The sequence below is a fragment of the Paracoccus sp. pheM1 genome, from assembly GCF_018499825.1.
Classification (GTDB): Bacteria; Pseudomonadota; Alphaproteobacteria; order Rhodobacterales; family Rhodobacteraceae; genus Paracoccus; species Paracoccus versutus.
Window position 1 is genome coordinate 121,299 of the sequence record NZ_JAGXCX010000002.1, and the last position, 26,382, is coordinate 147,680.

24 protein-coding genes, 1 tRNA gene and 2 pseudogenes are annotated in these 26,382 nt (G+C 66.7%); 16 read left to right on the forward strand and 11 right to left on the reverse strand.

The annotated features are described in order from the left end of the window. The first annotated feature begins 25 nt into the window (after nucleotides 1-25). Nucleotides 26-742: a rhomboid family intramembrane serine protease gene (locus KF941_RS14700; RefSeq protein WP_240540435.1), complete on the forward strand. Its 717-nt coding sequence runs from the start codon at nucleotides 26-28 to the stop codon at nucleotides 740-742. Here the strand turns inward: KF941_RS14700 and murJ are convergent. The 3 genes from murJ to KF941_RS14715 are packed head-to-tail and all read right to left on the reverse strand — an operon-like array spanning nucleotide 733 to nucleotide 6,303. Beyond that, nucleotides 733-2,277: a murein biosynthesis integral membrane protein MurJ gene (gene murJ, locus KF941_RS14705; protein ID WP_214273795.1), complete on the reverse strand. Its 1,545-nt coding sequence runs from the start codon at nucleotides 2,275-2,277 to the stop codon at nucleotides 733-735. The two genes, KF941_RS14700 and murJ, sit on opposite strands and share 10 nt — an antisense overlap. 10 nt (nucleotides 2,278-2,287) lie before the next feature. Then, on the reverse strand, nucleotides 2,288-5,098 hold the full coding sequence (locus KF941_RS14710) for a [protein-PII] uridylyltransferase (RefSeq protein WP_036759657.1): 2,811 nt from the start codon (nucleotides 5,096-5,098) through the stop codon (nucleotides 2,288-2,290). A 2-nt stretch (nucleotides 5,099-5,100) separates the two neighbouring features. Next, the gene (locus KF941_RS14715) at nucleotides 5,101-6,303 is read right to left on the reverse strand and encodes a penicillin-binding protein activator (RefSeq protein ID WP_036759656.1); all 1,203 of its coding nucleotides are present in this window, start codon (nucleotides 6,301-6,303) and stop codon (nucleotides 5,101-5,103) included. 102 nt (nucleotides 6,304-6,405) lie between these two features. Here KF941_RS14715 and rsmI point away from each other — a divergent pair, with 102 nt between their 5' ends. Next, nucleotides 6,406-7,314: a 16S rRNA (cytidine(1402)-2'-O)-methyltransferase gene (rsmI, locus tag KF941_RS14720; RefSeq protein ID WP_214273796.1), complete on the forward strand. Its 909-nt coding sequence runs from the start codon at nucleotides 6,406-6,408 to the stop codon at nucleotides 7,312-7,314. Beyond that, nucleotides 7,311-7,724 (forward strand): YraN family protein, encoded by a 414-nt coding sequence (locus tag KF941_RS14725; protein ID WP_116220918.1) that lies wholly within the window; start codon nucleotides 7,311-7,313, stop codon nucleotides 7,722-7,724. Before rsmI ends, KF941_RS14725 begins: the two co-directional genes overlap by 4 nt. Before the next feature lie 490 nt (nucleotides 7,725-8,214). On the opposite strand, the gene KF941_RS14730 is transcribed toward KF941_RS14725, so the two are convergent. Beyond that, the gene (locus KF941_RS14730; RefSeq protein ID WP_214274591.1) at nucleotides 8,215-9,144 is read right to left on the reverse strand and encodes an IS5 family transposase; all 930 of its coding nucleotides are present in this window, start codon (nucleotides 9,142-9,144) and stop codon (nucleotides 8,215-8,217) included. Nucleotides 9,145-9,239: 95 nt separating this feature from the next. On the opposite strand from KF941_RS14730, the gene KF941_RS14735 reads away from it, so the two are divergent. The 5 genes from KF941_RS14735 to KF941_RS14755 all read left to right on the forward strand — a co-directional run bounded on the left by KF941_RS14735 (nucleotide 9,240) and on the right by KF941_RS14755 (nucleotide 11,861). Then, nucleotides 9,240-9,449 (forward strand): hypothetical protein, encoded by a 210-nt coding sequence (locus KF941_RS14735; RefSeq protein ID WP_139294125.1) that lies wholly within the window; start codon nucleotides 9,240-9,242, stop codon nucleotides 9,447-9,449. A 343-nt stretch (nucleotides 9,450-9,792) separates the two neighbouring features. Continuing rightward, nucleotides 9,793-10,011 (forward strand): hypothetical protein, encoded by a 219-nt coding sequence (locus KF941_RS14740; RefSeq protein WP_214273797.1) that lies wholly within the window; start codon nucleotides 9,793-9,795, stop codon nucleotides 10,009-10,011. Nucleotides 10,012-10,095: 84 nt separating this feature from the next. Further along, entirely contained in the window at nucleotides 10,096-10,884 is a 789-nt protein-coding gene (locus tag KF941_RS28045; RefSeq protein WP_240540437.1) for a hypothetical protein, read from the forward strand. After that, entirely contained in the window at nucleotides 10,877-11,164 is a 288-nt protein-coding gene (locus KF941_RS14750; protein WP_036759651.1) for a hypothetical protein, read from the forward strand. The genes KF941_RS28045 and KF941_RS14750 overlap by 8 nt, the downstream gene beginning before the upstream one ends. 94 nt (nucleotides 11,165-11,258) lie before the next feature. Continuing rightward, entirely contained in the window at nucleotides 11,259-11,861 is a 603-nt protein-coding gene (locus KF941_RS14755) for a hypothetical protein (protein ID WP_140849383.1), read from the forward strand. A 79-nt stretch (nucleotides 11,862-11,940) separates the two neighbouring features. Here KF941_RS14755 and KF941_RS14760 read toward each other — a convergent pair. Continuing rightward, nucleotides 11,941-12,291 (reverse strand): annotated as a pseudogene (locus tag KF941_RS14760) (integrase core domain-containing protein); the annotation flags it as partial. An 84-nt stretch (nucleotides 12,292-12,375) separates the two neighbouring features. Between KF941_RS14760 and KF941_RS14765 the strand changes: the two are divergent. Next, on the forward strand, nucleotides 12,376-13,737 hold the full coding sequence (locus KF941_RS14765) for a transposase (protein WP_214272908.1): 1,362 nt from the start codon (nucleotides 12,376-12,378) through the stop codon (nucleotides 13,735-13,737). A 33-nt stretch (nucleotides 13,738-13,770) separates the two neighbouring features. Here the strand turns inward: KF941_RS14765 and KF941_RS14770 are convergent. Together KF941_RS14770 and KF941_RS14775 are read right to left on the reverse strand one after the other, a co-directional pair. Then, a pseudogene (locus KF941_RS14770) lies at nucleotides 13,771-14,654 on the reverse strand (transposase); the annotation flags it as partial. Nucleotides 14,655-14,859: 205 nt separating this feature from the next. Further along, nucleotides 14,860-14,934, reverse strand: a tRNA-Gln gene (locus KF941_RS14775). A gap of 96 nt (nucleotides 14,935-15,030) precedes the next feature. On the opposite strand from KF941_RS14775, the gene KF941_RS14780 reads away from it, so the two are divergent. Continuing rightward, nucleotides 15,031-16,239, forward strand: coding sequence for an NAD(P)/FAD-dependent oxidoreductase (locus KF941_RS14780; protein ID WP_214274592.1), 1,209 nt, complete (start codon nucleotides 15,031-15,033; stop codon nucleotides 16,237-16,239). Here KF941_RS14780 and kdsA read toward each other — a convergent pair whose 3' ends face one another. Genes kdsA through KF941_RS14795 form a run of 3 tightly spaced genes read right to left on the reverse strand, consistent with a single transcriptional unit; the run spans nucleotide 16,240 to nucleotide 19,455 of the window. After that, nucleotides 16,240-17,073, reverse strand: coding sequence for a 3-deoxy-8-phosphooctulonate synthase (gene kdsA / locus KF941_RS14785; protein ID WP_036760622.1), 834 nt, complete (start codon nucleotides 17,071-17,073; stop codon nucleotides 16,240-16,242). Further along, nucleotides 17,070-18,818: a capsule biosynthesis protein gene (locus KF941_RS14790; RefSeq protein WP_214273798.1), complete on the reverse strand. Its 1,749-nt coding sequence runs from the start codon at nucleotides 18,816-18,818 to the stop codon at nucleotides 17,070-17,072. The genes kdsA and KF941_RS14790 overlap by 4 nt, the downstream gene beginning before the upstream one ends. Continuing rightward, on the reverse strand, nucleotides 18,802-19,455 hold the full coding sequence (locus KF941_RS14795) for an ATP-binding cassette domain-containing protein (protein WP_036760626.1): 654 nt from the start codon (nucleotides 19,453-19,455) through the stop codon (nucleotides 18,802-18,804). The genes KF941_RS14790 and KF941_RS14795 overlap by 17 nt, the downstream gene beginning before the upstream one ends. Nucleotides 19,456-19,658: 203 nt before the next feature. Here KF941_RS14795 and KF941_RS14800 point away from each other — a divergent pair, with 203 nt between their 5' ends. After that, nucleotides 19,659-20,267, forward strand: coding sequence for a uracil-DNA glycosylase family protein (locus tag KF941_RS14800; RefSeq protein ID WP_036760628.1), 609 nt, complete (start codon nucleotides 19,659-19,661; stop codon nucleotides 20,265-20,267). Beyond that, nucleotides 20,251-21,003 (forward strand): SseB family protein, encoded by a 753-nt coding sequence (locus tag KF941_RS14805; RefSeq protein WP_214273799.1) that lies wholly within the window; start codon nucleotides 20,251-20,253, stop codon nucleotides 21,001-21,003. Before KF941_RS14800 ends, KF941_RS14805 begins: the two co-directional genes overlap by 17 nt. A 68-nt stretch (nucleotides 21,004-21,071) precedes the next feature. Here KF941_RS14805 and KF941_RS14810 read toward each other — a convergent pair whose 3' ends face one another. Next, entirely contained in the window at nucleotides 21,072-21,632 is a 561-nt protein-coding gene (locus KF941_RS14810; RefSeq protein WP_036760631.1) for a DUF882 domain-containing protein, read from the reverse strand. Nucleotides 21,633-21,965: 333 nt separating this feature from the next. Between KF941_RS14810 and KF941_RS14815 the strand changes: the two genes are divergently transcribed. From KF941_RS14815 to KF941_RS14830, 4 genes are all read left to right on the forward strand, one after another. Then, nucleotides 21,966-23,570, forward strand: a complete 1,605-nt coding sequence (locus tag KF941_RS14815; protein ID WP_214273800.1) for a L,D-transpeptidase family protein — start codon at nucleotides 21,966-21,968, stop codon at nucleotides 23,568-23,570. A gap of 26 nt (nucleotides 23,571-23,596) precedes the next feature. Further along, nucleotides 23,597-24,691 (forward strand): UDP-3-O-(3-hydroxymyristoyl)glucosamine N-acyltransferase, encoded by a 1,095-nt coding sequence (locus tag KF941_RS14820; RefSeq protein ID WP_214273801.1) that lies wholly within the window; start codon nucleotides 23,597-23,599, stop codon nucleotides 24,689-24,691. Between the two features lie 47 nt (nucleotides 24,692-24,738). Further along, the gene (locus tag KF941_RS14825; RefSeq protein WP_036760635.1) at nucleotides 24,739-24,999 is read left to right on the forward strand and encodes a phosphopantetheine-binding protein; all 261 of its coding nucleotides are present in this window, start codon (nucleotides 24,739-24,741) and stop codon (nucleotides 24,997-24,999) included. 137 nt (nucleotides 25,000-25,136) lie between these two features. Beyond that, nucleotides 25,137-26,345 carry a beta-ketoacyl-[acyl-carrier-protein] synthase family protein gene (locus tag KF941_RS14830; protein WP_036760643.1) on the forward strand — a complete coding sequence of 403 codons (1,209 nt, stop codon included), beginning with the start codon at nucleotides 25,137-25,139 and terminating at the stop codon, nucleotides 26,343-26,345. Nucleotides 26,346-26,382 lie beyond the last annotated feature (37 nt).

Here is a 26,382-nt window from a genome sequence, read left to right on the forward strand (position 1 = left end):
CGCAACAGCCCACTGGAAAGGAGCCATGATGCGACCCGGTTACGACGAATCGCCCCTGAACCCCGTGCCCGCCGTGGTGTGGATGATCGCCCTGCCGATGATCGCCTGCGAGGCGGTGTTCGGCCTGGCCCAGATGGGCTTTCTTGGCGGCGGCGGGCCGGGCGCCGGCCTTGCCATGCGCCAGATCGCGGTCGAGCGCACCGCCTATATCCCCGAGCTGGTGCTGCGGCTGTGGCAGATGCGCATGGTGGTGCTGGACCAGAGCTGGCGCATCCTGACCTATTCCTTCGTGCATCTGTCGCTGACGCATGCACTGTTCGTCATCGTCTTTACCCTGGCCCTGGGGAACCTGATCGCGCATCAGTTCCGCGCCTGGGCGGTGGCCGCGCTGTTCTTCGGCTCGGCCATCGGCGGCGCGCTGGTCTATACGCTGGCCGCGGGGCTTTTGCCGCAATTCCGCTTCCAGGCGCTGATCGGCGGCTATCCGGCGGTCTATGGTTTCGTCGGCGCCTTTACCTTCCTGCTCTGGACCCGGCTGGGGCAGGAGAACGCGAACCGGCTGCGCGCCTTCGTGCTGATCGGCATGCTGCTGGCCTTCCAGCTGGTCTTCGCCATCCTGTTCCAGGACGGCAGCCTGACCTGGATCGCCGAGATCGCCGGTTTCTGCTGCGGCTTCCTTTTGTCCTTCGTGCTGGTGCCGGGCGGGATCGCGCGGGTGATGCGCCAGATCCGTCAGCGCTGACGGCGCAGGCCCGCGCGCAGGTCCGAGGGGCGGAAGGCGCCAAGGACCAGCGCCGCCGCGCCATAGGCGGCCAGCCCGCCGAAGACCAGCGCGGACAGCGCCAGATAGCGGGTGCCGGGCTGCTCCAGCGCATCGCCCAAGGCCAGCATCAGCCCCCAGATCACCGCGCCCATGACGGCGGAGGCGGCGCAGATGCGGGGCAGGCGGTGGCGGAAGCGGTCGTCAAGCGCGGCCGCCTCGCCAAAGGCGCGGGTGCCGCGCCACAGCTGCGCCGCCATGGTCCAGCCGGCGATGGTGGTGCCCCAGGCGGCGGCGGAAAAGCCGATGAAGGGCGCAAGCCCCAGCGCCACCACCGCATTGATCACCATGGACCAGACCGCGAAGCGGAACGGGGTGCGGGTGTCCTCGCGCGCGAAATACAAGGGTTGCAGCACCTTTTGCAGGACAAAGGCCGGCAGCCCCAGGCCATAGATCGCCAGCGCCAGCGCGGTCGGGCCGACATCGGCGGTCAGAAAGGCGCCGCGCCGGAACAGCACCGAGATCAGCGGATAGGCCGCGATCACCAGCGCCACGGCCGCCGGAACGGTCAGGAACAGCGCAAATTCCGCGGCGCGGTTATAAGCGTGGCGGCCGCCGCCCGTATCGCCGTTTTTCAGCCGGCGCGAGATGTCGGGCAGCAGCACGATGCCGATGGCGATGCCGACGACGCCCAGCGGCAGCTGATACAGCCGGTCGGCATTGGTCAGCCAGGCGATGCCGCGGTCGAAGAACGAGCCGACCTGGCGGCCGACCAGCAGGTTGACCTGCACCACGCCGCCCGCCAGCACCGCGGGCGCCGCCACGGCCAGCAGCCGGCGCATGTCCGGCGACAGCCGCGGCCGGCGCAGGCGCAGCGCAAAGCCCATGCGCTTGGCCGCCCACCAGACGGTGAAAAGCTGCGCCAGCCCGGAAACCGGCGTGGACCAGGCCATGGCCAGCCCCATGTCCCAGCCATGGCGGTCCGCCAGCAGCATGGCCGCGATCAGGATGAAGTTCATCAGCACCGGCGCGGCCGCCGCCGCCATGAAACGCCCGCCCGCGTTCAGCAGCCCCGAGAGCAGCGCCGTCAGCGAGATGAACAGGATATAGGGAAAGCAGATCCGGCCATAGATCACCGCCAGGTCGAAACGCTCGTCGCCCTGAAAGCCCGCCGCCTGCATCAGCACCAGCCAGGGCATGGCGAGATGCGCGATCAGCGAGACCGCCAGGACCACCGTGGCCAGCCCGGCGAAGGCTTCCTCGGCAAAGCCGCGCGGGTTCTCGCCGCTTTCCAGCCGCTTGGCGAACATCGGCACGAAGGCGGTGTTGAAGGCGCCCTCGGCAAAGAAGCGGCGGAACATGTTGGGCAGGGTGAAGGCGACGATATAGGCCTGCGCCACCGGGCCGGTGCCCAGGTAGGCCGCGATCATCACGTCGCGCACGAAGCCCACGACGCGGCTGGCCAGAGTCCATGCCCCCACCGAGAGAAAGCCCCGGATTAGTCTGATCGGTTGCATCCCCTGTCCCTCAGAACGATCCGCCCAGCGGGCGCTCGGCGCGTTCGGCGCGCTCGGCCCCGTCCTTGATCGCCTGGCGCAGCTTCTTTTCCAGCGCCTCGCGGCGGCCCGGCTGGTGCAGCTTCAGCCCGAACATGTCCTTGACATAGAAGGTGTCGACCACCTGCGCGCCGAAGGTGGCGATCACGGCGCTGGCGATCTGGATGTGGTTGTCGGCCAGGGTCCGGGTCAGGTCGTAGAGCAGGCCGGGCCGGTCGCGGGTATCGACCTCGATCACCGTATAGACGTCGGAGGCCTCGTTGTCGAAGGTGACATGGGTCGGGAAGCGGAAGGCGGCCTCGCGCTTCTTGGGCTTGTCGCGGCCGGCCAGGGCCTCGCGCGCGACGATCTCGCCGCCCAGGGTGCGCTGGATCATGGTGCGCAGCCGCGGCAGCCGGTCGGCGGCATAGGGATGGCCGTCCGCATCCTGCAGCCAGAACACCGCGGTCGCGAAACCGTCCTTGGTGGTATAGGTGCGCGCATCGACGATATTGGCGCCCACCAGCGCCAGCGCCCCCGCCATGCGCGAGAAGATGCCGGGATGGTCGGCCAGCACGAAGGCCGCCCGCGTCGCGTCGCGGTCGGTGTCGGGATGCAGGTCGGTGCGGATCTCGTCCTCGCCCAGATCCTTGAGCATCTCGGCAAAGACATATTGCGTCTCGGTCGGCAGGCCCGGCCAATAGTTGTCGTAATGCCGGCCCAGCTCGGCCTTGATCGCCCTGGGCTCCCAGCCCTTGGCGGTCAGCAGGTGGCGCAGCGACCGCTTGGCCTCGCCGATGCGCTTGTCGCGGTTCAGCTCCTCGAGGCCGTTTTCCAGCGCCAGCTTGGTTTCCTGGTGCAGCTTGCGCAGCAGCATCGCCTTCCAGTTGTTCCAGGTGCCGGGGCCGACGCCGCGGATGTCGCAGACGGTCAGCACCAGCAGCATGTCCAGCCGCTTGGTGGTCTTGACCGCCTTGGCGAAGTCGCGCAGCGTGCGCGGATCGGCGATGTCGCGCTTCTGCGCCACGTCCGACATCAGCAGGTGGTTGCGGATCAGCCATTCGATGGTCTCGATCTCGTCCGCCGGCAGGCCGAAGCGGGTGCAGATGCGCCGCGCCAGCCGCGCGCCCAGGATCGAGTGATCCTCGGCCCGGCCCTTGCCGATGTCATGGAGCAGCACCGCCAGGTAGATCACCCGCCGGTTCACCTTGCCCTTCATGATCTTGCTGACCACGGGCAGATCCTCGGCATCCTCGCCGCGCTCGATGGCGGCCAGGGCGGCGACGCATTGGATCAGGTGCTCGTCCACCGTGTAGTGGTGATAGACGTTGAACTGCATCATCGCCACCACCGGCGCGAATTCGGGGATGAAGGCGGCCAGCACCCCCAGTTCGTTCATCCGCCGCAGCGAGCGTTCGGGGTTGCCGTGCTTGAGCAGCAGGTCGAGGAAGATCCTGACCGCCTCGGGGTCCGAGCGCATGCGGTCGTCGATGCTGTCCAGGTTGGCCGCGACGGCGCGCATGGCGTCGGGATGGATCAGGATGCCGGTCCTGAGCGCCTCTTCGAAAAGCCGCAGGATATTCAGCGGGTCGGACAGGAACTGCCGCTCGTCGGCATAGGTCAGCCGCCCCCGGTCCATCCGGAAACCGGCGCGGACGCGGCGCCGGCGCTGGAACAGGATGTTCATGATCGGCGCGCGATAGAGGTGGCGGGCCTCCAGCGCGACTAGGAAGACCCGCGTCAGCTCGCCCACGCGGGTGGCGTGCAGGAAATAGTCCTGCATGAAGATCTCGACCGCGCGCCGGCCGCCCAGGTCGCGATAGCCCATGCGGCGGGCGACCTCGACCTGCATATCGAAGGTCAGCTGGTCCTGCGGCCGACCGGCGATCAGGTGCAGGTGGCAGCGCACGGCCCAGAGGAAGTCCTCGGCCTGCCAGAAGGTCAGATGCTCCTCGCGGGTGAAGAAGCCCAGGTCGACCAGTTCGACGGCGCGGTCGACCCGGTGGATGTATTTCGCGATCCAGTAGAGGGTCTGCAGGTCGCGCAGCCCGCCCTTGCCCTCCTTGACGTTCGGCTCCAGCACGTAGCGCTGGCCGCCCTGGCGGCGGTGGCGTTCGGCGCGCTCGGCCAGCTTGGCCTCGATGAACTCGGGCACGGTCTTGTCGAAAAGCTCGGACCACAGCCGGTCGCGCAGGATTTCGGCGGCGGCGGCATGGCCGCAGATCAGCCGATGCTCCAGCAGGCTGGTGCGGATGGTGATGTCGCCGGCGCCCAGCCGCAGGCAATCGTCGATCGAGCGGGTGGACTGGCCGATCTTCAGCTTCAGATCCCAAAGCATGTAGAGCATCGATTCCACGACGCTCTCGGCCCAGCCGCTGACCTTCCAGGGCGTCAGGAACAGCAGGTCCACGTCGGATTGCGGCGCCATCTCGGCCCGGCCGTAGCCGCCGATGGCCAGCACCGCCAGCCGCTCGGCATCGGTCGGGTTGAGCAGCGGATGCAGGATCGTGGTGGCGACATGGTGGATCGCCGCGACGGTGGCGTCGGTCAGGCTGGCGATGGCGCGCACCGTCTCGCGCGCGGCGCGGGGATGGGACATGAAGCCCGCCGCGATGTCGCCCATGGCGGCGCTGCGGGCCTGGGCGAGGATGGCGACGGTGCGCGCGCGGATCTCGCGCGGCTCGGCGATGCCGCTCAGCGCCTCGGTCAGCGCGGGCAGGAAGCTTTCGGGGCTGAACAGGGAATGCGCCCCAGGCAGGGCCGGGGCGCTTTGCGGCAGGCTGTCGGTGTCCTTGGCGCTCAAGATCAGAACCCGAAGCCGCCGAAGCTGCGCGGTGCGGGATCCAGCACCACCACCTGGCCGCCGCGCACGGTGGCGACCGACAGCGCGCGCTCGTTGGTGCCGTCGCGCTTCAGCCGGAAGGCGCCCGAGACCCCGGCGAAGCCCGCGCTCTGCGTCAGCCCCGAGGTGGTCAGCGCATTGCGGTTGCCCGCCCGCACCAGCGCTGCGATCGCGGCCACGCCGTCATAGGCCAGCGAGCCCAGCTCATGCGGCGTCTCGCCATAGGCGGCGCGATAGCGCTGGTCGAACTGCGCCTTCATCGTGGTGTCGGGAATGGCGAACCAGCCGCCCTGCACGCCGCGCAGCTGCAACCGGGCCGAGGGCTGGTCCCAGCGCGTCAGCCCCATCATCTGCACCGTGGCCGAGGTGACGCCGGCATCGGCCAGCCTGTCGGTCAGATAGGGCAGCACCGCGCCCTGGTTCGCGGTCAGGAAGACCGCATCGACATTGCCCGACAGCGCCGCCTGGGTGACGTTCGGCACGATGGCGTCGATGCCGGACTGGGACAGCGGATGCACTGCCGTCCCGGCCAGGGTGGCGCCGTTGCTGCGGATCGCCCGCTCGATGGCGCGGGCGCCGACCTGGCCGGCGGTGTCGTCCTCGGCCACCATCAGGATGCGGCGCTTGCCGTTCCTGACGCCGTATTTCACCAGCCGGTCGGCGACGTTGTCGAAGGTATTGCCCAGCACGAAGACATTGCCGCCGGCGATGTCGGTATTGTTCGAGAAGGACAGCACGTTCACGCCCTGGGGCGCCATGGCGTTGCCGACCGCATTGGCGCTGTCGGCGAAAAGCGGGCCCAGGATGATCTTGGCGCCCTCGGCCACGGCGCGGTTGGCCATGGCGACCGCGGTGCCCGGCTCGGAGCCCGCATCATAGATGCGCAGGTCGATGGTGGCGCCGCGCGCATCGGCCGCCGCCATCTTCGCGGAATTGCCGAGCGAACGCGCCAGCCAGTCCAGGTCCGCGCTTCCCGTGCCGCCCGGCACCAGCAGCGCCACCTGCACCGGCTGCGAGGGGTCGATGCTCTGGCCGGTCTGCGGGCCCGAGGCCCCCATCTCGATCGGCTGGCAGGCGGCAAGCGCCAGGGCGGAAAGGACAGCTCCGACGCGCGCAAGCGGGCGGCGCAGGTCGAAGGCGCCGCGGATCGTTTTCAGGACGGTCATGGCGTGATTCCCTGTTGGATCGAGGCTGGGGGTTTGATGGGGGCAGGTTATTGGCATATTCGGGACATGGCAACTTGCCCCGGCAGAACGAAAGGGACCGCGATGGAGGATGGCGCCAGCACAACCGGGACGGGCGCGCGGCCGCTTTCCCTGACCGTCTCGGCCGCGTCGCCCGAACCGGGGCTCTACCTGGTCGCGACCCCGATCGGCTCGGCCAGGGACATCACGCTGCGCGCGCTCGACGTGCTCAACACCGCCGATGTCCTGGCCGCCGAGGATACCCGCAACCTGCGGCATCTTATGGATATTCACGGCATCCCGGTGCGCGGCCGCCGCATCCTCGCCTATCACGACCACAACGCCGACCGGCAACGCCCGGCGATCCTTGCCGCCCTGGCCGAGGGGCGGTCGGTGGCCTATGCCTCGGACGCGGGCACGCCGCTGGTCGCCGATCCCGGCTACCGGCTTGCGCGGGATGCCGCCGAGGCGGGCTTTGCGGTCCGGGCGTTGCCCGGCCCCTCGGCGGCCCTGGCGGCGCTGTCGGTCTCGGGCCTGCCCAGCGACCGGTTCCTGTTCGTGGGCTTTCCCCCGACCGCCGGCGGGGCGCGGCGCAGCTGGATCGAAAGCTGGCGCAAGGTCGATGCGACGGTGATCGTCTTCGAAAGCCCCAGGCGCGTTAAGCAACTGTTGGAAAATTTGTGCGAAGCTGAGGCGAATCGGCTTACGGTGATCTGCAGGGAACTGACGAAGAAATTCGAAGAGGTGATGCGCGGCACGGCGGCGGGACTGCTGGAACGGATCCCGCCCGAAGGGTTGCGCGGCGAAATCGTGGTGCTGTTCGGGCACCCCGAGCCGGTCGCCGCCGACGAGAACAGCTTGCGCGAGGCCCTGGCGGGTCTGCTGGACAGGCTGCCGGTGAAGGAGGCGGCGGCGGACGTGGCGGCGCGGTTCGGACGTCCCCGGCGTGAAATCTACGCGCTGGCGCTCGAGATGAAGAAGGAGCAGGAATGAGGTTCGAAAGGATTTCCGGCGGGACGCCGGTTCCGGCCTTGGACATGAAGGCCCGGCAAGGCGCCGTTGCCCATTCCGCCGGCCGTTTCGCCGAGGAATCGGTGGCGCGGGAATATCGCCGGCGCGGTTACGAGGTCATGGCGGAGCGCTGGCGCGGGCGGGGCGGCGAAATCGACCTGATCCTGCGCAAGGATGACGAATATGCCTTCGTCGAGGTCAAGAAGTCGCGCTTTCACGCCGGGGCGGCGGAGCGGATCGGTGCGCGGCAGATCGCGCGGATCTGCAATGCGGCGCTGGAGTATTGCGGCCGCTTGCCTTCCGGGTTGCTGACCGCGATGCGTTTCGATGCCGCCCTTGTCGATCAGTTCGGGCGCGTCGAGATCATCGAGAACGCCTTTGGCTCGAATTGAAGGTCGATGAGGTTTTCCGACCCCCAAGGATCGCTTCCCGTCGCATCTGTCCGACCCGGATCGCAGCGGCAAGCTGGCCTCATGGTACGATGAAGGACCGCGGTGCCTGCGTCGCGCGGCTGCGAGGGACAGGGCTTACATGCGGTGGAGAGGCGATGCATGTGTCTTGATGCGTGCGGGACAAAATGCCCTCGACGAGACCGCGCAGGAAAATGCCCCGGTCATGCTTTGCCAGAAGCTTGGATAGGGTGGATGGCGATCAGGGTTTTCCGGCGGTTGAAGCGTCGAAACTCCATCTGGATCATGCATCTCGCTGGCCGCCCAGGATGACACCGGTTACGTCGATGAAATTACACCATGCTTGCGGACGCTAACGAGTAATGCCCGTCTCCGAGTATCAGACACGAGCTTCATTGCCCTAAGATTCGGCTAGCGTGGCTTTGTTGCGTTATTCGGGTTTAGGTCGAACTTATCCCTTTCCTTTCTCTCGTCAGCGCATGCGAACGGTCTCCGGCGAGCCGAGTGACGCGAAGCGGTTCATGAGTGCTATTCGGATCTGAACCTCTGCATCCTGCCGGTCGAAGTCTCTCGCCATGATGCGCTCACCCAGGAGCTTGAGACAACGCATCTTGACCTCTACGCAACTTCGTCGGTGATAGCCTGACCATTTCTTCCAGTTGGCCCGTCCGAAGCGTTTGCAGGCAAGTAGCGCTTCGTTTCGCGCCTGTAGGCCTAGATCATCCCCCTTCCAGGTGCGGGCATTTCGGCGCGGCGGTATGATGGCTTCAGCGCCTCGGGCCGCGATGGCGGCGTGGCAGCCTTTGGTGTCGTAGATTCCATCGGCGGTGACGCTGCCGATCTGCTCCTCCGGCGGTATCTGCACCGGCAGGTCGGGCAGAACCGATGCATCTCCGATGCGGTTGCTGGTCATCTCGACCGCCCGCACTTCCAACGTATCGGCATCAATACCGATGTGGATCTTGCGCCACTGGCGACGGCGGCTGGCCCCGTGCTTGCGGACCTGCCACTCGCCTTCTCCAGAGAACTTGATGCCAGTGCTGTCCACCAGAAAATGCAGCGACCCGGACGCCGCGCGATACGGGATCTGCACCTTGAGGTGCTTCTGCCTGCGGCAGAGCGTCGTGTAATCCGGCACCGGCCAGTCGAGCCCGGACAGGTTCAGAAGGCTCTCCAGGAACCCCGTCGTTTGCCGGAGCGGCAACCCGAACAGCACCTTGATTGAGAGGCAGAATTGTATGGCCGCCACCGAAAACCTCCCAGGATGACCCGCCTTGCCGCTCGGGACCGCGAACCAAGCCATCTCCGGGTCAAACCAAACCATCAGGGAGCCACGGCGCTTCAGGGACCGACTATAGCTGGACCAATTCGTCGTTCGGAAACCAGGGATGGGTTTGCTAATGGACAACCTAACCCGCTGACTCAAAAACATGAATCCATCAACCCAGGGGAAGTGCAACAAAGCCGCTCTGCGCGGCACAATATGCCTTCGGGGAGATGTGTGCGATCATCCTGCGGGCCATCAAGCAGGCACTGACGGAAGGCGCTTCGGTCCTGCAGATCAGCCATTTCGCCGAGGCGTATCGCTTGCGCTATGACTGCGTTCCGGCCCTGAACCCGTTCCTGTCAGATAATTATCTTGCTGTGTCCGCACCGCGCTCGGTTCCCAGCCAGACGCCCGCCAAGAAGCGGCGGAGGGCATTATGACCTTCCTGTCCCGTCTGCCAATCTCCCTTTCCGCGAAACCGGGAGAGCCTGGATTTTCGTTGCTGGCGCGGAATACCGAGGCGAATGGCCGCCGCACCCTGGCCGAATTCTGCACCGCTGTGGGCATGGAGAAGAATCCGCTCTGCGCCGGCGATCCCGGGCAGGTTGCGCAGCTTGCCGCTCTGACCGGCTCCGACTGTGCCGAGCTGCTGGCGCAATCGCCACGCCAGATCGACCGGAAATACACCGATCTTCTCGGGCAGCGGTTTCTGACAGATCCATCCGAAAGGACGATCTTGCCATCTGTCCCGCCTGCTGGATCGACCAGGGGCGGGGCAGCCGGATGGATGCTGCAGAACTGGCAATCCACGCGAATTGGCTGCCCCGCATGCTGTCGAGTTGCGCGAGACATGGCGTTGCGTTGCTGTCCTTGCCCTATCGCGACTACACGACCTGCTACGATCCGCCGGCCCGTTGCCGCGCTGATCCGAACTGGCTTCACAGGTTGGAGGACATGATCGTCGAGCAGCGGCTGTCCCATTTCGAGCGGGCCGTTCTGTGACAGCTTAATGGGCAGAGCGCCTGCCCGTGGCTGCCCGATCTGCAGATCGACGTTCTCGAGCGCTGGTGCCTTGGTCTCGGGACGATGACGCAGCTCGGCGGGCAATCCCCGGTCGAACTGGATACCGAGACGCAGGGCCAGCTGATCGACGAGGGCTTTGCCATTACCCTGGCGGGCCACGACGCCATCCAGTCTGCCGTCGACAAGGCGCTTGGCAAGTTCCAGATCCGATTGTCGGCGGCATGGCTGCATGGCTGGGCATTGCAGTCGGCCAATCCCGAAGAGTGTGGCGCGCTGCGCAGGCTGATGCGCCAGATGGGTCGGGATCAGGGGCAATATTGCCTGCTCAGCGTCACGCCTGCGGGTCGGTGCGACGTGCACACCGCTATTGGAAAGGCTGCCAAGGCAGGGGCGGTTGTTTCCTGCCCTGACGGTCTCGATCGTCACCAAGCGGTTTGCCACGATGAGGGAGGCGCTGGGGCTGGATCGTCCCGGTATCGTGTTCCATTCCACCCGGAAATGGTTCGTGACGCAGTGCGAGTGGGCAGGGGTGCCGGAGCATTTCACGGCATCCATCGTTGGCCACCAATCGGCGCGGTCGGAAAACAGGATGACCTATGGCATCTATTCCGCCGAGATCAGCGACGAACAGAAGCGCGAGATCGTCGAGAAGGTGGGGTTGCCATGCCTCTAGTTCCCGACATTGACGAGTTCGAGGAGCGGGCCGCTATCATGGAATATGATGGCGGTCTTTCTCGTTCCATGGCCGAGGATCGGGCAGCGCAGGAGCAGGGTTTCCGGGATGCCGCCCAGTTCCGTGAAGCCCTCGCCTATTACCTGCACACCGGACGTCTGGGAGGTTGGGATGACTGAACCCCTTGAAGTCTATCCTCTGGTGTTTTCCGGGGGGCGGTGGTGGCTGCCCTATGGCCACGAGGCTGATGCTGAATCCCTGTCGCGCGTGTTTGGCAGCGATTGCTCGGTGGTCTTCCTTGGGCCGGGTGGTGGCAGCCTCGCCTATGACGTGACGGACGAGGGGGAGGAGGTGGTCAGGCTTGACGATGAGGGCTGGCTACCCCTTGCCCGTGCTGTCCTTGCCCCGTGGCAGAAGCAGGCAATTCAACTGGTCATGGATGCCATCGACAGCATGTAAAAAATTTCCTCGGCGGCTTTGGTCGCCGGGGAGCACCACTTTTCTTTTTTTATCGCCACCTTATCTATGACGCCCACGACGGAGACGGGACGGGATGCAGGAAGAGCCACCGAACGAACCAGCACTAGAAGCAGCACCGCAGGAGATCATCTTTGACTCGCAGCATTCCCGGCCTTTGGACACCGCCGTCTGGACGGAAGACCCCGCCTTGATTGGTCTGGTGCAGGAGATCTGGGACGAACACCTTGCTGCTGATGAGGCAGGAAAGCAGAAAGGTGGCAAGAAACCCGCGCGGCCCTATATCGAACAGCTCCGGGTGCTGGTGACGGCGCTTTATCTGGTGTGGCGGGAGGACCCCCTTCTCTGTTTGGGTATGCCTTTCTCGGAAGGAGCCTGGAGCAGCAAATCCCGGTATAATCTTTTGGCGTTGACCAAGCATGTGGTGGTGCTGGTGAAGCGGTTGAATGCTGCTGGATTGGTACGAGTATCGACTGGAAGCTATGCCGCCCCCGGAGCCAAGGGAAACAGGACGAGCAGAATCCAGGCCAGCACGGTACTGCAAAAGCGATTCGAGGAGCTGATCGTCAATCAGAAAGCGATCTGCACAGTCCCAGCAGAATGCATCATCCTGAAAACGATATCGGGAAAAGCAGCAAGGCTATCGAGTACGAGGACACCGATGACACTCGTCGCATGAGGTTGGAAGGTCACGGCCTATAACGATCTTCTGACACGAACCTTCATCGACCTTGACCTGCCCCCCGGTCGTCCCTCGTTCACAACGAGAGTCCTTTGGGTTGATATTGGTCGGTTTCGGGTTGGGCAAGCGGGTCGGGCGCGGAGCCCCCAGTTTGCTCAAGCGCCCTGCGCGCTTCTGCCGGGGTCTGGTTGCCGAGCGAGGAATGCGGCCTGACGTGGTTGTAGTCGTAGCGCCAGAGGGCCAGCTTTCGGCGGGCATCGGCCAGGCTTTCGAAGATCTCCTCGTTGAGGCATTCGTCGCGCAGGCTGCCATTGAATGACTCGATGTAGCCATTTTGCCGGGGCTTGCCCGGATCGATATAATGCCATTCGACGCCGGCCTCGTTGGCCCACTTCAGGATCGCCTTGCTGGTGAACTCGGTGCCGCTCCTCGGGCAATCGATTCACTGGGGGCTGTTGAAGAAGTCCGATGTCTCTGATTCACTTGGCTGAACAGAGATATTGGGGCAGCGATGCTGGGTCGGAAAGAACGCGGGCAACAGGAGCTTTTCATCACGGGGTCGCTGCGGGGGCTGATCCCTGATGACCATGTGCTGGTGAGGGTCGATCAGGTTCTTGATCTTGGATGGCTGCGCGCTGAAGTGGCCGATCTCTATTGTGCCGACAATGGCCGTTCCGGTATCGATCCCGAGGTAGCCATGCGGCTGATGCTGGCGGGTTTCCTGCTTGGGATCGTTCAAGACCGGCGGCTGATGCGTGAAGCGCAGGTCAATCTCGCGATCCGCTGGTTCGTCGGTTACGCCTTGCACGAGGCCTTGCCGGATCACTCCTCGCTGACGCGCATCCGGCAGCGTTGGGGCGCAGATGTTTTCCGCCAGATCTTCATACATGTCGTGCGACAGTGCCAGGCGGCGGGCCTGATTTCGACTGAAACCGTCCACATTGACGCCAGCCTGATCCGGGCGAATGTCAGCATGGACGCACTGGTTTCGCGCCATCTGGATGCGGTCGAGGCCGCCCACGACGACGCCAATGGCGCCGAGCGGGACGCGCGCACGAGCGGCAAGTTCAAGAAGCTCTGCCGCACAGACCCGGACGCGACCATGGCTACATCCTCCAAGGCGCCGCTGCGCCCGGCCTACAAGCAGCACACGGCCGTTGACGATTTTGCGGGCGTCGTCGTCGATGTGGAGATTGTGACCGGCGAAGAACATGACACGGGCCGGTTCGACGAGCGCCTGGAAGCGATCGAAGCGACCCTTGGAGTTACCCCGGGCCGGATCACGGCGGACAGGCTCTATGGCATTGGCCGGATTTACGCCGCCCTTGAAGACCGCAGGATAGCAGCCGTCATCCCGCCTCTTCGTGCCCCCCGTCGCAAGGGGGCGCAGGGCTTTCCGACCGAGCGGTTCAAGTTCGATCCCCATCATGATGTGGTCCGGTGTCCGGCGAGGAGGCGGCTGACCCCGAGAAACGTCACAAAATCCGGGCAATGGTATCGCGCCGACCGGCATGACTGCGCGCGCTGTCCTCTCAAGGCGCAATGCCTGCCCCGGGGCGCGCCATCCCGCAGGGTGCATATCGTGACAAACCACGCGGCCATCTTGCGCGCTCGACGCAAACGGCTGGCATGGGGAAAGGACGGCCATGCGATATACACCCGGCATCGCTGGCGCGTCGAAGGCACCCACGGCACCGCCAAGACGCTCCACGGACTTGCCAGAGCCATCCGCAGGGGGCTCGAGAACATGAGGATACAGGCCCTCCTGACGGCCATCGCCATGAACCTCAAGAAACTGGCAGCCGCAATGATGCTGTTGCTCTGTTCGATCATCGAAATGCGCGCAGTCCGACCAAACCCGGCGGCAGCCTGAAACAACTTTTTCAACAGCCCCCCCCGGATCGTTTTCTGATCCTCGTCGATCACTGACGACACAGGCCGGCTTGCCGTAGATCCTGACCAGCGCATCCAGTTCCCGCGCCACCCTGGCCCCCGAGATGCTGGTGTCGGCGATCAAGGCGAGGTTTTCGCGGCAGCAATCGTCGTTCACGGCCAGAATGCGGAACCTGCGGCAGGCCCCGAACGTGTCGGCCAGGAAGTCCAGCGACCACCGCTGGTTCGGCAGCAACGGCACTGGCATGGGGGTCCGACTGCCACGCGCCCGCTTGCGACCGCGCCTGCGCCGCACCGACAGACCTTCCTCCCGGTAAATCCGGTAGAGCCCTTCGCCCTACAAACGATCCCCCGGATCGTTTGCTTTACGGGCTCCGATCTCGTTCATGACCATGCCCTTGCGCTCCAGCATGATGCCCACGCGCTGATAGCCGAAGCGGCGGCGCTGCTCGGCGATCTTGTGCATCTCCTCACGGATCTCCGGGTTGTCGGGCGGCCGCTTGCGCCGCACCGTCTTCGGATCGACACCGATCAGAACGCAGGCGCGACGTTGAGAGATCGGATGATCCCTCAGCGCCCGCAGCACCGCGTCCCGCCGTTGCACCAGCGTCGTCAAGGCTTTCCCAGCAGATCCTTCAGCACCACGTTGTCAAGCATGGCATCGGCCAGCAGGCGCTTGAGCTTCGCATTCTCGTCCTCAAGCTGCTTCAGCCGCTTGGCGTCGGACAGGTCCATGCCGCCATATTTCGCCTTCAGCTTGTAGAATGTCGCGGGGCTCAGCCCATGCTTCCGACAAAGCTCGGACGTGGGCAAACCAGCCGCCTGTTCCTTGATCATCCCGATAATCTGTTCATCGGGGCTTACGCGGCCCCACTGGGGCCACGGTCCCCTCTTCATCGGTAAAACGGCTCTTCCTCATCTCGTCTGCTCCTTCAGATTGGGCAGACGCTACATCACGGCGAGGGAACTTCCGGGGGGCAGGTCAGCCTCACCGGTCGGTGACTGCGTTCAGCGACCTTGCGACCCGTTAGGCTGATGATCGCGCTAGAAGAAATCCTGGTCCGCGAACTCTCTTGGTCTGTCAACAATCACTGTGATGATTTGGCTGGGGCGGTAGGATTCGAACCTACGGTACACGGTACCAAAAACCGTTGCCTTACCACTTGGCCACGCCCCAACTTGTGGAGGCGTATCTAGCCAAGCCAACGGGGGGGTGCAAGAGGCAAAACGGAAAAATCTTGTGGCTTCCGCGCCGGAGTTCTATGCGCCCGGCATGGAACAGGTCGATACAGTCATTCTTGGTGCCGGCGCCGCCGGGCTTTTCTGCGCCGGCTCGATCCTGCGGCAGGCAGGCGAGCGGGCGGGGCGGATCGTCGTGCTGGATCACGCCCGCGCGCCGGGCGAAAAGATCCGCATCTCGGGCGGCGGGCGCTGCAACTTCACCAATCTGGCGACGGGGCTCGATCGCTTCGTTTCGGGCAACCCGCGTTTTGCCGCCTCGGCCCTGGCGGGCTTCACGCCGGGGGATTTCGTCGCCCTGGTGGATCGGGCGGGCATCGCCTGGCATGAAAAGACGCTGGGGCAACTGTTCTGCGACGGCAGCGCCCGGCAGGTCATCGACATGCTGCTGCACCGGATGCGCGGGGCCGAATTGCGGCTCGGGACCGCCGTCGCGGGGGTGGAGCGGGCAGGCGACGGCTTCGTGGTCGCCACCCCAGGAGGGCCGCTGGCGGCGCGGCGCGTGGTCGTGGCGACGGGCGGCAAGTCGATCCCCAAGATGGGCGCCACGGGGATCGGCTATGACATCGCCGCCCGCTTCGGACTGGCGCTGGCCGAGCCAAGGGCCGGGCTGGTGCCGCTGACCTTCGCCCAGCAGGACCTGGACCTTTGCCGGCCGCTGGCCGGGCTGTCGGTCGCGGCCGAGGTCAGCCATGGTGCCGGGCGGCGGCGCACCCGCTTTCGCGACGGGCTGCTCTTTACCCATCGCGGCCTGTCGGGACCGGCGATCCTGCAGATCTCGAGCTTCTGGCGGCCGGGAGAGGAGATCGCCGTCGACCTGGCCCCCGATGCGGATGTCGCCGCGGCGCTGCGCGAGATCCGCGGGCAGGGCGGGCGCATGGCCGTGGCCTCGGCCCTGACGCGCTGGCTGCCCGCGCGACTGGCCGAGGCCATCGCCGCCGAGGCGGGGCTGGCCGGCGCGCGGCTGGCCGATCAGGGCAATGCGACGCTCGACCGGCTGGGCGCGCGGGTGAATCGCTGGGCCCTGCGCCCGGTCGGCACCGAAGGCTGGCGCACGGCCGAGGTCACGGTGGGCGGGGTCGATACGCGGGCGCTCGATTCGCGGAGCATGCAGGTGAAATCCGTGCCCGGCCTCTATTTCATAGGCGAGGTGGTGGATGTCACCGGCTGGCTTGGCGGCTATAATTTCCAATGGGCCTGGGCCTCGGCCCATGCCGCGGCCAGGGCCATTGCGGCCGGCTGATCAGCCCATCACCGGGTCGGATTTGGCCAGCGCGTCGAAGCGCATCAGCGAGGCGATCAGCGCCGGCATCCGCTCCAGATGGATCATGTTCGGCCCGTCGGAGGGGGCGTTGTCGGGATCCTGATGCGTCTCGATGAAGACGCCGGCCACGCCCAGCGCCACCGCCGCCCGCGCCATGACCGGCGCGAATTCGCGCTGCCCGCCGGAGGAACCGCCCTGTCCGCCCGGCTGCTGCACGGAATGGGTCGCATCCATGATCACCGGCCAGCCGGTCCGCGCCATGATCGGCAGGCTGCGCATGTCGGCGACCAGCGTGTTGTAGCCGAAGCTGACGCCGCGTTCGGTCAGCAGGATGCGCTTGTTGCCGGTCGAGGCGACCTTTTCGGCGACATTGGGCATGTCCCAGGGGGCAAGGAACTGGCCCTTCTTGATGTTCACCGCCGCCGGTGTCTCGCCCGCCGCCAGCAGCAGGTCGGTCTGGCGCGACAGGAAGGCGGGGATCTGGATCACGTCCACTACCGAACCGGCCAGGCGCGCCTGCTCGATGTCATGCACGTCGGTCAGCACCGGGCAGCCGATGCGGCGGCGCACCTCGTCGAGCATGCGCAGCCCCTCGTCGATGCCGATGCCGCGCCGGCCCGTCAGCGAGGTGCGGTTGGCCTTGTCGTAGCTGGCCTTGAAGACGAAGCCTGCGCCGGCCTTGGCGCAGGCCTCGGCCACGGTTTCGGCGATCATCAGCGCATGATCGAGGGTTTCAAGCTGGCAGGGGCCTGCGATCACCGCAAGGGGGCGGTCGTTGCCGAAGGTGACGTTGCCGATCTGGACATGATTCATGAGGATACCTGTTCGCGCAGGATCGAGGCGGTCAGCGAAAGCATCAGGTAGATGCCGGAAAACACCAGGAAAGCCACGATCGTGTTCTGGAAAGCCTTGGGATAGGTCGCCTCGTCCGGCGGGACCGGCGCGACCGAGAGCGAGAGATAGCGCACCTGCTTGTTGGCCTCGATCCGCGCGGTTTCCATCTGCGCGGCGGCGGCGGCCAGCAGTTCCTGCCGGGTCAGCAGGTCGGATTCGGCGATGCGGATCTCGCCCGAGATGGTGGCCAGCGAGCCGCGGGCGGTGCTGCCCTCGGTCAGCTGGCTGCGGGTCTCGGCCAGCATCTCCTCCAGCCGGCCGATGTCGCCCTTGACCCCGGCGACGCGGCTGGCATTGGGGCTCTGGTTGGAGAGCAACTGGCCCAGCTCCAGCTTCTTTTCCGCCAGCTGGCGCTCGAGTTCGGCGATATGGCTCATGATCACGCCGCCCTCGGCCGCGGGGTCCAGCACGCCCAGCCTTTGCTGCAGCTCCTGGACGCGGCGCTGCGCCAGCAGCACCTTTTCCTCGGCCTCCTGGTAGCTCTCGACCGAGCCCTTCATCTGGTCCTCGCGCAGCCGCGCGGTCATCTGGTCCACCTGGCCCTCGGCATATTTGATCAGCGCCAGCGAGAATTCCTGGCTGAGCTCGGGATCGGGGGCGATCACCTCCATGTTGATGACGCCCTCGGTCGGATCGTAGCCGATCTTGACCGAGTTCCGATAGAGCTTGTAGGCCTGTTCGTTCGTCGTATCCGGCGCCAGGCGCAGGATCGGGTCCATGGCTGGATCCTGGAAGGCGCGCTTGAAGCCCAGATCCCGGTCGAGCCGCAGCATCGCATCGCGCGAGGTCAGGTAGCTTTGCACCGACACCGAATCGGTATTGGTCGCCAGCTGCGTGCCGCCGAACAGGCCCCCCAGCCCGCTCGAGCTTGACTGATCGGCCTGCTGGATCTGGAATTGCGAGACGGTGGCGTAAAGCGGCGTCGCGACGAAGAAGTAATACCAGCCCGCGACCAGCGTCGGCAGCCCGACAAAGGCCGCCAGGCGCGCGAACAGCATCAGGAGCTTGCGGCGGCGGCGGCGGGCGATGTCCTGCTGGATGCGGATGATCTCGGCGGCGCGGCGGTCCTCGGTCAGTTCCTCGCGCGAGGGCAGGTTGGTCGTGCCGGGGGGCAGCGGCGCGATCTCGGTCCCGCGCCGGCGGGGGGGCGTGCGATCCCCGCGCATCGGCACCGGCATGGTGGTGCCGGCCGCCTCGGCCGCCGCCTGGGCCCGCGCGCCCTCTTCCGACAGGATCCTGCTGACGGAGGCGCGGTGGAACGGGTCGATGCCGCGGTCGCGCAGCAGGACCACCGCCTCGTGATCCGAGGCGGCTTCGATCTCGTGCATGGCGGCGATGCGGCGCGCCATGCGCAGCTGGCGATCGGTCAGGTTTTCCGCCCGCACCGCGGCGATGCGCTCGGCCATCGGGGGCTGGTCCGGGGCTGCCGCATCCTGGGGCGGATCGGCCGGCCGCGGCGCCGCGCCGGGAAAGCGCATGTCGCCGAAGCCGTCGTCGGCCGTGGCGAAAAGCTGTTCCGCATCCTGGGCCGGGGTCTCGGCGCCTTTCCTGACCTCGACCTTCACCTTGGGTTTCTTTGCGGTCTCCGTGGGTTCCTGGCCGACGGCCAGCACCGATTCCTCGCGGCGGGTGCGATAGGCGCGCGCCTTAGGCGGTGTAGTCATAATATTGCTTCGCCTCTTCGAGGGTTTCAAACTGGTATAGCTTGCCGTCGCGCAGGACGGCAGCGGAATTGCAGAATTTTTCAATGGTTTGCGCCTGGTGCGACACGACGACCACCGTCGCCGACCTGAGGCGTTCGTAAAGCACCGTCCCGGCCTTGCGGTTGAAATCCGGGTCGGTGGTGCTGGGCATGCCCTCGTCGATCAGGTAGACGTCGAACTCCAGCGCCAGCATCAGCGAAAAGGTGAAGCGCGACCGCATCCCGGCGCTGTAGGTGCCGACCGGCATGTCGAAATATTCGTCGATGTCGGTCAGCCAGCGGCAGAACGCCTCGACGTAATCCGGGTCCAGCCCGTAGATGCGGGCGATGAAGCGCGCATTCTCGTTGGCGCTGAGCGACGAGGTGATGCCGCCCATGAAGCCCAGCGGAAAGGACACCCGGCATTCGGTGCGGATCGTGCCCTCGTCGGGCTTTTCCAGCCCGCACATCATGTTGATGATCGTGGTCTTGCCGGTGCCGTTGGGGGCCAGGATGCCCATCGACCGCCCCAGCTCGATCCGGAACGAGGCGCGGTCGAGGATCACCTTGCGTTGTGTGCCGGTCCAGAACGATTTGGAGACGTTGTCGAATTCGATCATCTGGCCGTCCTGGTCCGCGCGCGGGCGCGGAATGGTAATGGTTACGACATACACAGTTCCCGCCGCCGACCGTAAACACCCCCGGCCGTGGCAGGCCGGACCATATGCCGGGCGGGTCGCGCTGTCCACCATGGCGATCAATGCTTGATATATCGTGAATGCCGGCCCTTTTCTGCCGTGGGCGGGGTGGCTATCTGCCAGGCATGCCCAGCCTTCTTCGCGAGATTTCCGACTGCCGTCTCTGTGCGCCGCGCTTTGCCGCGACGGCGACCCGGCACAGCCCGCGCCCCGTCGCCTGGTTCCGGCCCGGCGCGCGCATCCTGGTCGTCGGCCAGGCGCCGGGCATGCGCGTGCATCTGGCCGGGCGGCCCTTTGCCGACCGTTCGGGCGACCGGCTGCGCGACTGGATGGGGGTGTCCGAGGCCGAGTTCTATGACCGCGCGCGCATCGCCATCGTGCCGATGGCCTTCTGCTTTCCCGGCTATGACGCCAAGGGTGCCGACCTGCCGCCGCCGCCGATCTGTGCGCAGACCTGGCGCGCGCGCGTCATGGCCGAGCTGCGGCCCGACCTGACGCTGCTGGTCGGCGGCCATGCGCAGCGCTGGCACCTGGGGGCCGCGGCGCGCGGCGGGGTGACGGCGACCGTCGCCGGCTGGCGCGATCATGCGCCGCACATCTTCCCCTTGCCTCATCCGTCCTGGCGCAATACCGGCTGGCTGCGGCGCAATCCCTGGTTCCAGGCCGAGCTGCTGCCGGAATTGCGCGCCGCCGTTGCCGCCCTGTTGAGAGAAGCCGATGACCCCGCTGGATGAGCTTTGCCAGGTTCCCTTTCACGAGGCCGATGCGCCCGCCCGGTCGCGCATCCTGTCGCGCCTGGCCGATACCGAGCTTTTCGTCGCGCTGCTGGCCGAGCCGGCCGACGACCGCGCCGAATTGCGGCTGTTCGACCTGCCCGAGGGCCGCTTTGCCCTGGCCTGCGACCGCGAGGAGCGGCTGGCCGGTTTCGTCGGCGGTCCCGTCGCCTATCTTGCCCTGCCGGGCCGCGTGCTTGCCGCCGCCCTGGCCGAGGAGGGGCGGGGCCTGCTGGTCAATCCCGGCCATGGCTCGCAGCTGATGCTGGATGCCGGGGTGCTGGCCTGGCTGGTGCGGGCGCTCGAGGCGCGGCCCAGCATGGCGCCGGACGAGGCCGCGCGGCACCTGGGTGCGCCCTCGCCCCAGGCGGTGGCGCTCTTGGCCGAGCCCCTGGCGCAGCGGCTGGGCGACATGGCCGGGCTGGTCGGCCGCCTGGCCCTGGTCGCCGCCGAATGGCGCGACGGGCGTCAGGGCCATGCGCTGATCCTGTCGGGCGTCGAGCCGGCGCACCAGGCCGCGGTGGCCAAGGCCCTGGCGGAGCTGCTGGCCTTCCTGCCCGAACTGCCCGGCGGCGTGGACATCGGCTTTGCCGAGCCGGACCTGCCCGCCGGCGCGCTGATCCTGGAGCCGCCGCCCCCGCCGCCGGCGCCCGAACCGGTGCGGCGCGACCCCTCGGCCCCGCCGCGGCTGCGCTAGCAGGCAAACGAAAACCCGCCCAAGCGGGCGGGTCTTTGCGTGATCACCGGAAGTTGATCGGTCGCGAGTCAGGCGCCCCAGTGGCGGATCGGGCCGCAGTCCATATGGACGAAGTTCGAGCGCGAATATTTGCCGACCCCGCCCGCATTGCAGGCGGCCGCGGCCTTGTACATCTGCGAGACCGAGCGCGACTTGAGGCGCAGGTCCGCAGCCTTGCCCACCATGTGCAGCGAGTTGCGCGCCACGCCCGAGGATTGCGAGCGCAGCATCGCATTGGTCTTGGGCGAGCGATAGCCCGACAGCATCATGTAGGGTTCGTTGGTTTGCAGCAGCCTGTGCGAGGCTGCGGCGATGTCAACCGTGCGCGGATCGATTCCGATGGCCTGGCCCGTCCGCCAGTCGCGCATGAAGATGTTGATTTCATTCAAGGCATCCCGGATATACTTGCCTTCGACCCAGTAAACCGTGTCGATGCTTTCGCCCGTGCGCCCCGAATACATGCGAATGCGGCGGATGTCGCCGGCACCCCGCAGCAGACCGAAGGCATTGGCCATAACCGGCGCTGCTGCCACCGTGGTCGCCGCGAAGACGCCAAGGATGCCCCGACGCGAGAGAGTTTCGAACGTCATGTCAGATCGCCTGTCCTGCTTTCGTTGTTCTTGCCGTCCGTTGAAACGGCGCGGTCCGGTTTAGCCGGAACCGGTTAAGACTATGTCACCAGCGCGCGAGCGGTGGGAAGCTTTTCGTTCCAGGGGCGGCGAAGTTCTGCCATTCTCGGCGAGAATCCGCCGAAATCCGCGCGATTCGGAACCAAATCCAATGTTTCTGCGCGGCCGTGTTCACGCTGCATCAGTGATGCAACAAAAAACCCGCCTCGCTGGACCGGAATCCGCCCGGATGCGAAGATTTGCCGCAGGTGTTGAAGGGAATGTCAGGTGCGCTCTTTCGGGCTGATTCGCGTGATGGTTGTTGCGGCCGTTCTGGCCATGCCGGGGGCTGCCGCGGCCCAGGCGCTGGATGCCGCGCCCGTGGCCGCGCTTCCGGCGCCGCGGCTGAGCTTTTCCGAAAGGGAAATGCGGCTGGCCGAGCAGGTCGCCGACCATCCGGGCCTTGCGGATTTCTATGGCACGAACGGGCTGAAGCCGATCTTCGCCGGTGCCGAGGGCGCCCTGCGCCGGGCCGCGCTGATCGAGGCGCTGGGGCAGGCGGCCTCGCACGGCCTGCCGCCCGCGCGCTATCGCCAGGCCGCGCTGCGCAGGCTGGACGGCGCCGGCGCCGATACGGTCGAGGACGAGATCCGCTTTGCCCGCGCCTTTGCCGACTGGAGCCGGGACGTGTCGGGCGGGATCCTCGATCCGCGCAAGGTCGAGCCGGGGATCAAGCGCGAGGTGCAACGCCCGCGCACCGGCGACCTGCTGCGCGCCTTTGCCGCCGCCGACGATCCGGCGGCGATGCTGGCCGCCCTGCCGCCGCAGGATCCGCGCTACGAGGCGCTGCGCCAGGCGCTTGCCCGGCAGTCGCAGCTGGTGGCGCCCGCCGATGCGCCGCCGGTGCCCGAGGGGCTGTGGCGCGAGGGGACCAGCGACGCCGCCGTCGCGGCCTTGCGCGTGCGGCTGGCCTCGGTCGGCTTTGCCGCGGCGCCCATGGGCAGCCCGCTGACCTATGACGGCGCGCTGGCGCAGGCGGTCGCCGCCTATCAGCAGGCGGCGGGGCTGCCGGCCGACGGGGTGGCCGGGCCGCGCACGGTCGCGCGGCTCAACCGCGGCACCGGCCCCGAGGCCGAGGCGATCCTGGTCGCGCTGGAGCGGATGCGCTGGATGGCCGGCCACGACCTGAACGCCCGCCACGTCTGGGTGAACCTGCCCGAGTTCAACGCCCGCATCTACGAGAACGGCCGCGAGGTCTTCGAGACCCGCGTCGTCATCGGCAAGGCCAACCAGGAATTCGAGACGCCCGAGTTCAGCGAGACGATGAAATACATGGTGGTCAACCCGCGCTGGAACGTGCCGCGCTCGATCACCGTCAAGGAATACCTGCCGCGGCTGCAGGCCAACCGCCACGCGGTTTCCCATCTGGACGTGGTGGACGGGGCCGGCAACGTCATCCCGCGCGACCGCATCGACTTTCGCAAATACAGCGCCAAGACCTTTCCCTATCGCATGCGGCAGAAACCCAGCGACGACAATGCGCTGGGGCAGGTCAAGTTCATGTTCCCCAACCCCTGGAACATCTATCTGCACGACACCCCGACCAAGCACCTGTTCAACCAGTCGAGCCGCGCCTATTCGCATGGCTGCATCCGCGTCGGCCGCCCCGTCGACCTGGCGCATGAGCTGCTGAAGGGCCAGGTCGAAAGCCCCGAGGCGGTGTTCGCCAAGGCGCTGAAATCCGGGCGCGAGACCTATTTGAACCTGCGCCCGCCGGTGCCGGTGCATCTGGTCTATTTCACCGCCTTCCCCGACGAGACCGGCCAGATCCGCCGCTTTCCCGACATCTATGGCCGCGACGCGCTGGTCCATGCCGCCCTGGCCAAGGCCGGGCTGGATTCCGCCGGCCCGGATGAATAGATGAACCCCAAGCAAAGGGGAGTCGCATGACATTGACCATCGCTGAACTGGCCCGCGCACTCGATGCCCGCCTCTGGGGCGACGGCAGCCTGCTCGTCAACGGTGCGGCCGAGGCCGGCCAGGCGCGCGAGGACCAGATCGCGCTCGCCACCTCGCCCGCCTATGCCGAGAAGCTGGCGCCGGGCGGCATGGCGCTGCTGGCCGAGGGGGCCGACCCCGAGGCGCTGGGGCTGCGCGCCGCCATCCTGGTCGGCCGGCCGCGGCTGGCCATGGCCGGGCTGACCCGCGCCTTCGATCCCGGCCCCGGCATCGCCCCCGGCATCCATCCCAGCGCGGTGATCGACCCGACGGCCGAACTGCCCGAGGATGCCGCCATCGGCCCCTTCGTGGTGATCGGGCCGCGGGTGCGGATCGGGGCGGGGGCGCGCATCGCCTCGCATGTCTCGATCGGCGCGGATACGGTGATCGGCCGCGATGCGCTGATCCATCCCGGCGTGCGCATCGCCCATGGCGTGACCATCGGCGACCGGGTGATCCTGAACCCCGGCGTCTCGCTGGGTGCGGACGGGTTTTCCTTCGTCACCCCCGAGAAATCGGGGGTCGAGGAGATCCGGCAATCCCTGGGCGAGCGGGCCGAGATCCGCCAGCAGCACTGGACCCGCATCCATTCGCTGGGCGGGGTCGAGATCGGCGACGATGTCGAGATCGGCGCCAATTCCACCGTGGACCGCGGCACCATCCGCGCCACCCGCATCGGCCGCGGCACCAAGATCGACAACCTGGTGCAGGTCGGCCATAATTGCCTGGTGGGCGAGGATTGCCTGCTTTGCGGCCTGGTCGGCATCGCCGGCTCGGCCCGGATCGGCAACCGCGTGGTGCTGGGCGGGCAGGTCGGGGTCTCGGACAATATCTTCGTCGGCGACGACGTGATCGCCGGCGGCGCGACCAAGATCTTCACCAACGCCCCCGCCGGCCGGGTGCTGCTGGGCAGCCCGGCGGTCAAGATGGAGGCCCATGTCGAGGCGCAGAAGAACATCCGCCGGCTGCCACGGCTTTACGCGCAAGTGGCCGAGCTTCGCGAAACTGTTAAGAAACTGCTCGACAAGGGCGGCGTGGAATAGCATTCCCGCATGTAATCGCCCCTGACCGGGACAGAACGGAGGCCGAGATGACAGAAATCCGCGATCGCATCATCCAGATCGTCGCAGAACAGGCGATGCTGGACCCGTCCGAACTGAAGCTCGAGATGTCGCCGCAAGACATCGGCATCGACAGCCTGGGCCTGGTCGAATCCATCTTTGCCATCGAGGAAGCCTTCGACATTTCGGTGCCCTTCAACGCCAACGAGCCCGAGAAATCCGACTTCGACATCTCGACCCTCGGCGCCATCGTCGCCGCCGTGGAAAAGCTGGTCGCTGAAAAGGCATGAACGCCAAGAGGACCAAGGGCGAGAAAACGCCCAAATCCGAACGCAAGCCCGGCAAGGTCAAGGGCAAGGTCAAGAACGCGACCAAGATCGCCCGCACCATGCTGGGCCGCGTCATCATGGGCCGGCACGCCAACGGCATGCGCCGCGTCGCCATCACCGGCATGGGCACGGTCAACGCGCTTGGCCGCGACGTGCCCTCGACGCTGGAGGCCATGCGCGAGGGGCGCTGCGGCATCGGCCCGCTGGAGTTCCGCGACGTCGAGCGGCTGGCGATCCGCATCGGCGGCCAGGTGCGCGACTGGGAGGCCGAGACCTATTTCAACCGCCAGCAGATCGTCCTCTACGACAAGTTCACCCAGTTCACCCTGCTGGCCGCGCGCGAGGCGGTGGCGCAATCCGGGCTGGTCTTCGAGGGCGAGCTGGGCCTGCGCTCGGGCGTGGTGCTGGGCACCGCCGCCGGCGGCATGAACACCTGGGACGAGAATTACCGCACCGTCTATGAAGAGGGGAAGAACCGCGTCCATCCCTTCGTGGTGCCCCGGCTGATGAACAATGCGGCCTGTTCGCATCTGAGCATGGAATACGGGCTGCTGGGCCCCAGCTTCACCGTGGCCACCGCCTGCGCCAGTTCCAACCACGCCATGGGCCTGGCCTTCAACATGGTGCGCTCGGGCGCCGCGACCGTCATGCTGACCGGCGGGTCCGAGGCGATGCTGTGCTTCGGCGGCGTCAAGGCCTGGGAAGGGTTGCGCGTCATGTCCAAGGACGCCTGCCGGCCCTTTTCTGCCACCCGCAACGGCATGGTGCAGGGCGAGGGGGCCGGCGTCTTTGTCTTCGAGGATTGGGAACACGCGATTGCCCGCGGGGCCGACATCCTGGCCGAGGTGGTGGGCTTTTCCATGTCGGCCGATGCGCAGGACATCGTCATGCCCTCGGCCATCGGCGCCGAGCGCACCATCACCGGCGCCATGCTGGACGCGCATATGCGTCCCGAGGAGGTCGGCTATATCAACGCCCATGGCACCGGCACGGCGGCGAACGACAAGACGGAATGCGCTGCGGTGGCCCATGCCTTCGGCCATCACGCCGACCGGCTGATGATCTCGTCCACCAAGTCCATGCACGGCCACCTGATCGGCGGCACCGGCGCGGTCGAACTGCTGGCCTGCATCATGGCGCTGCGCGACGGCGTCATCGCGCCCACCATCGGCTATGAGGAGCCGGACCCGGAATGCGCGCTGGACGTGGTGCCGAACGAGGCGCGCGAGGCCAGGGTCGAGGCGGTGCTGTCCAACGCCTTCGCCTTCGGCGGGCTGAACGCGGTGATCGCGCTGCGCAAGGCCTAGGGTCGGGTGCCGCCCGCCGCAGGTGGGGCGGGCGGGT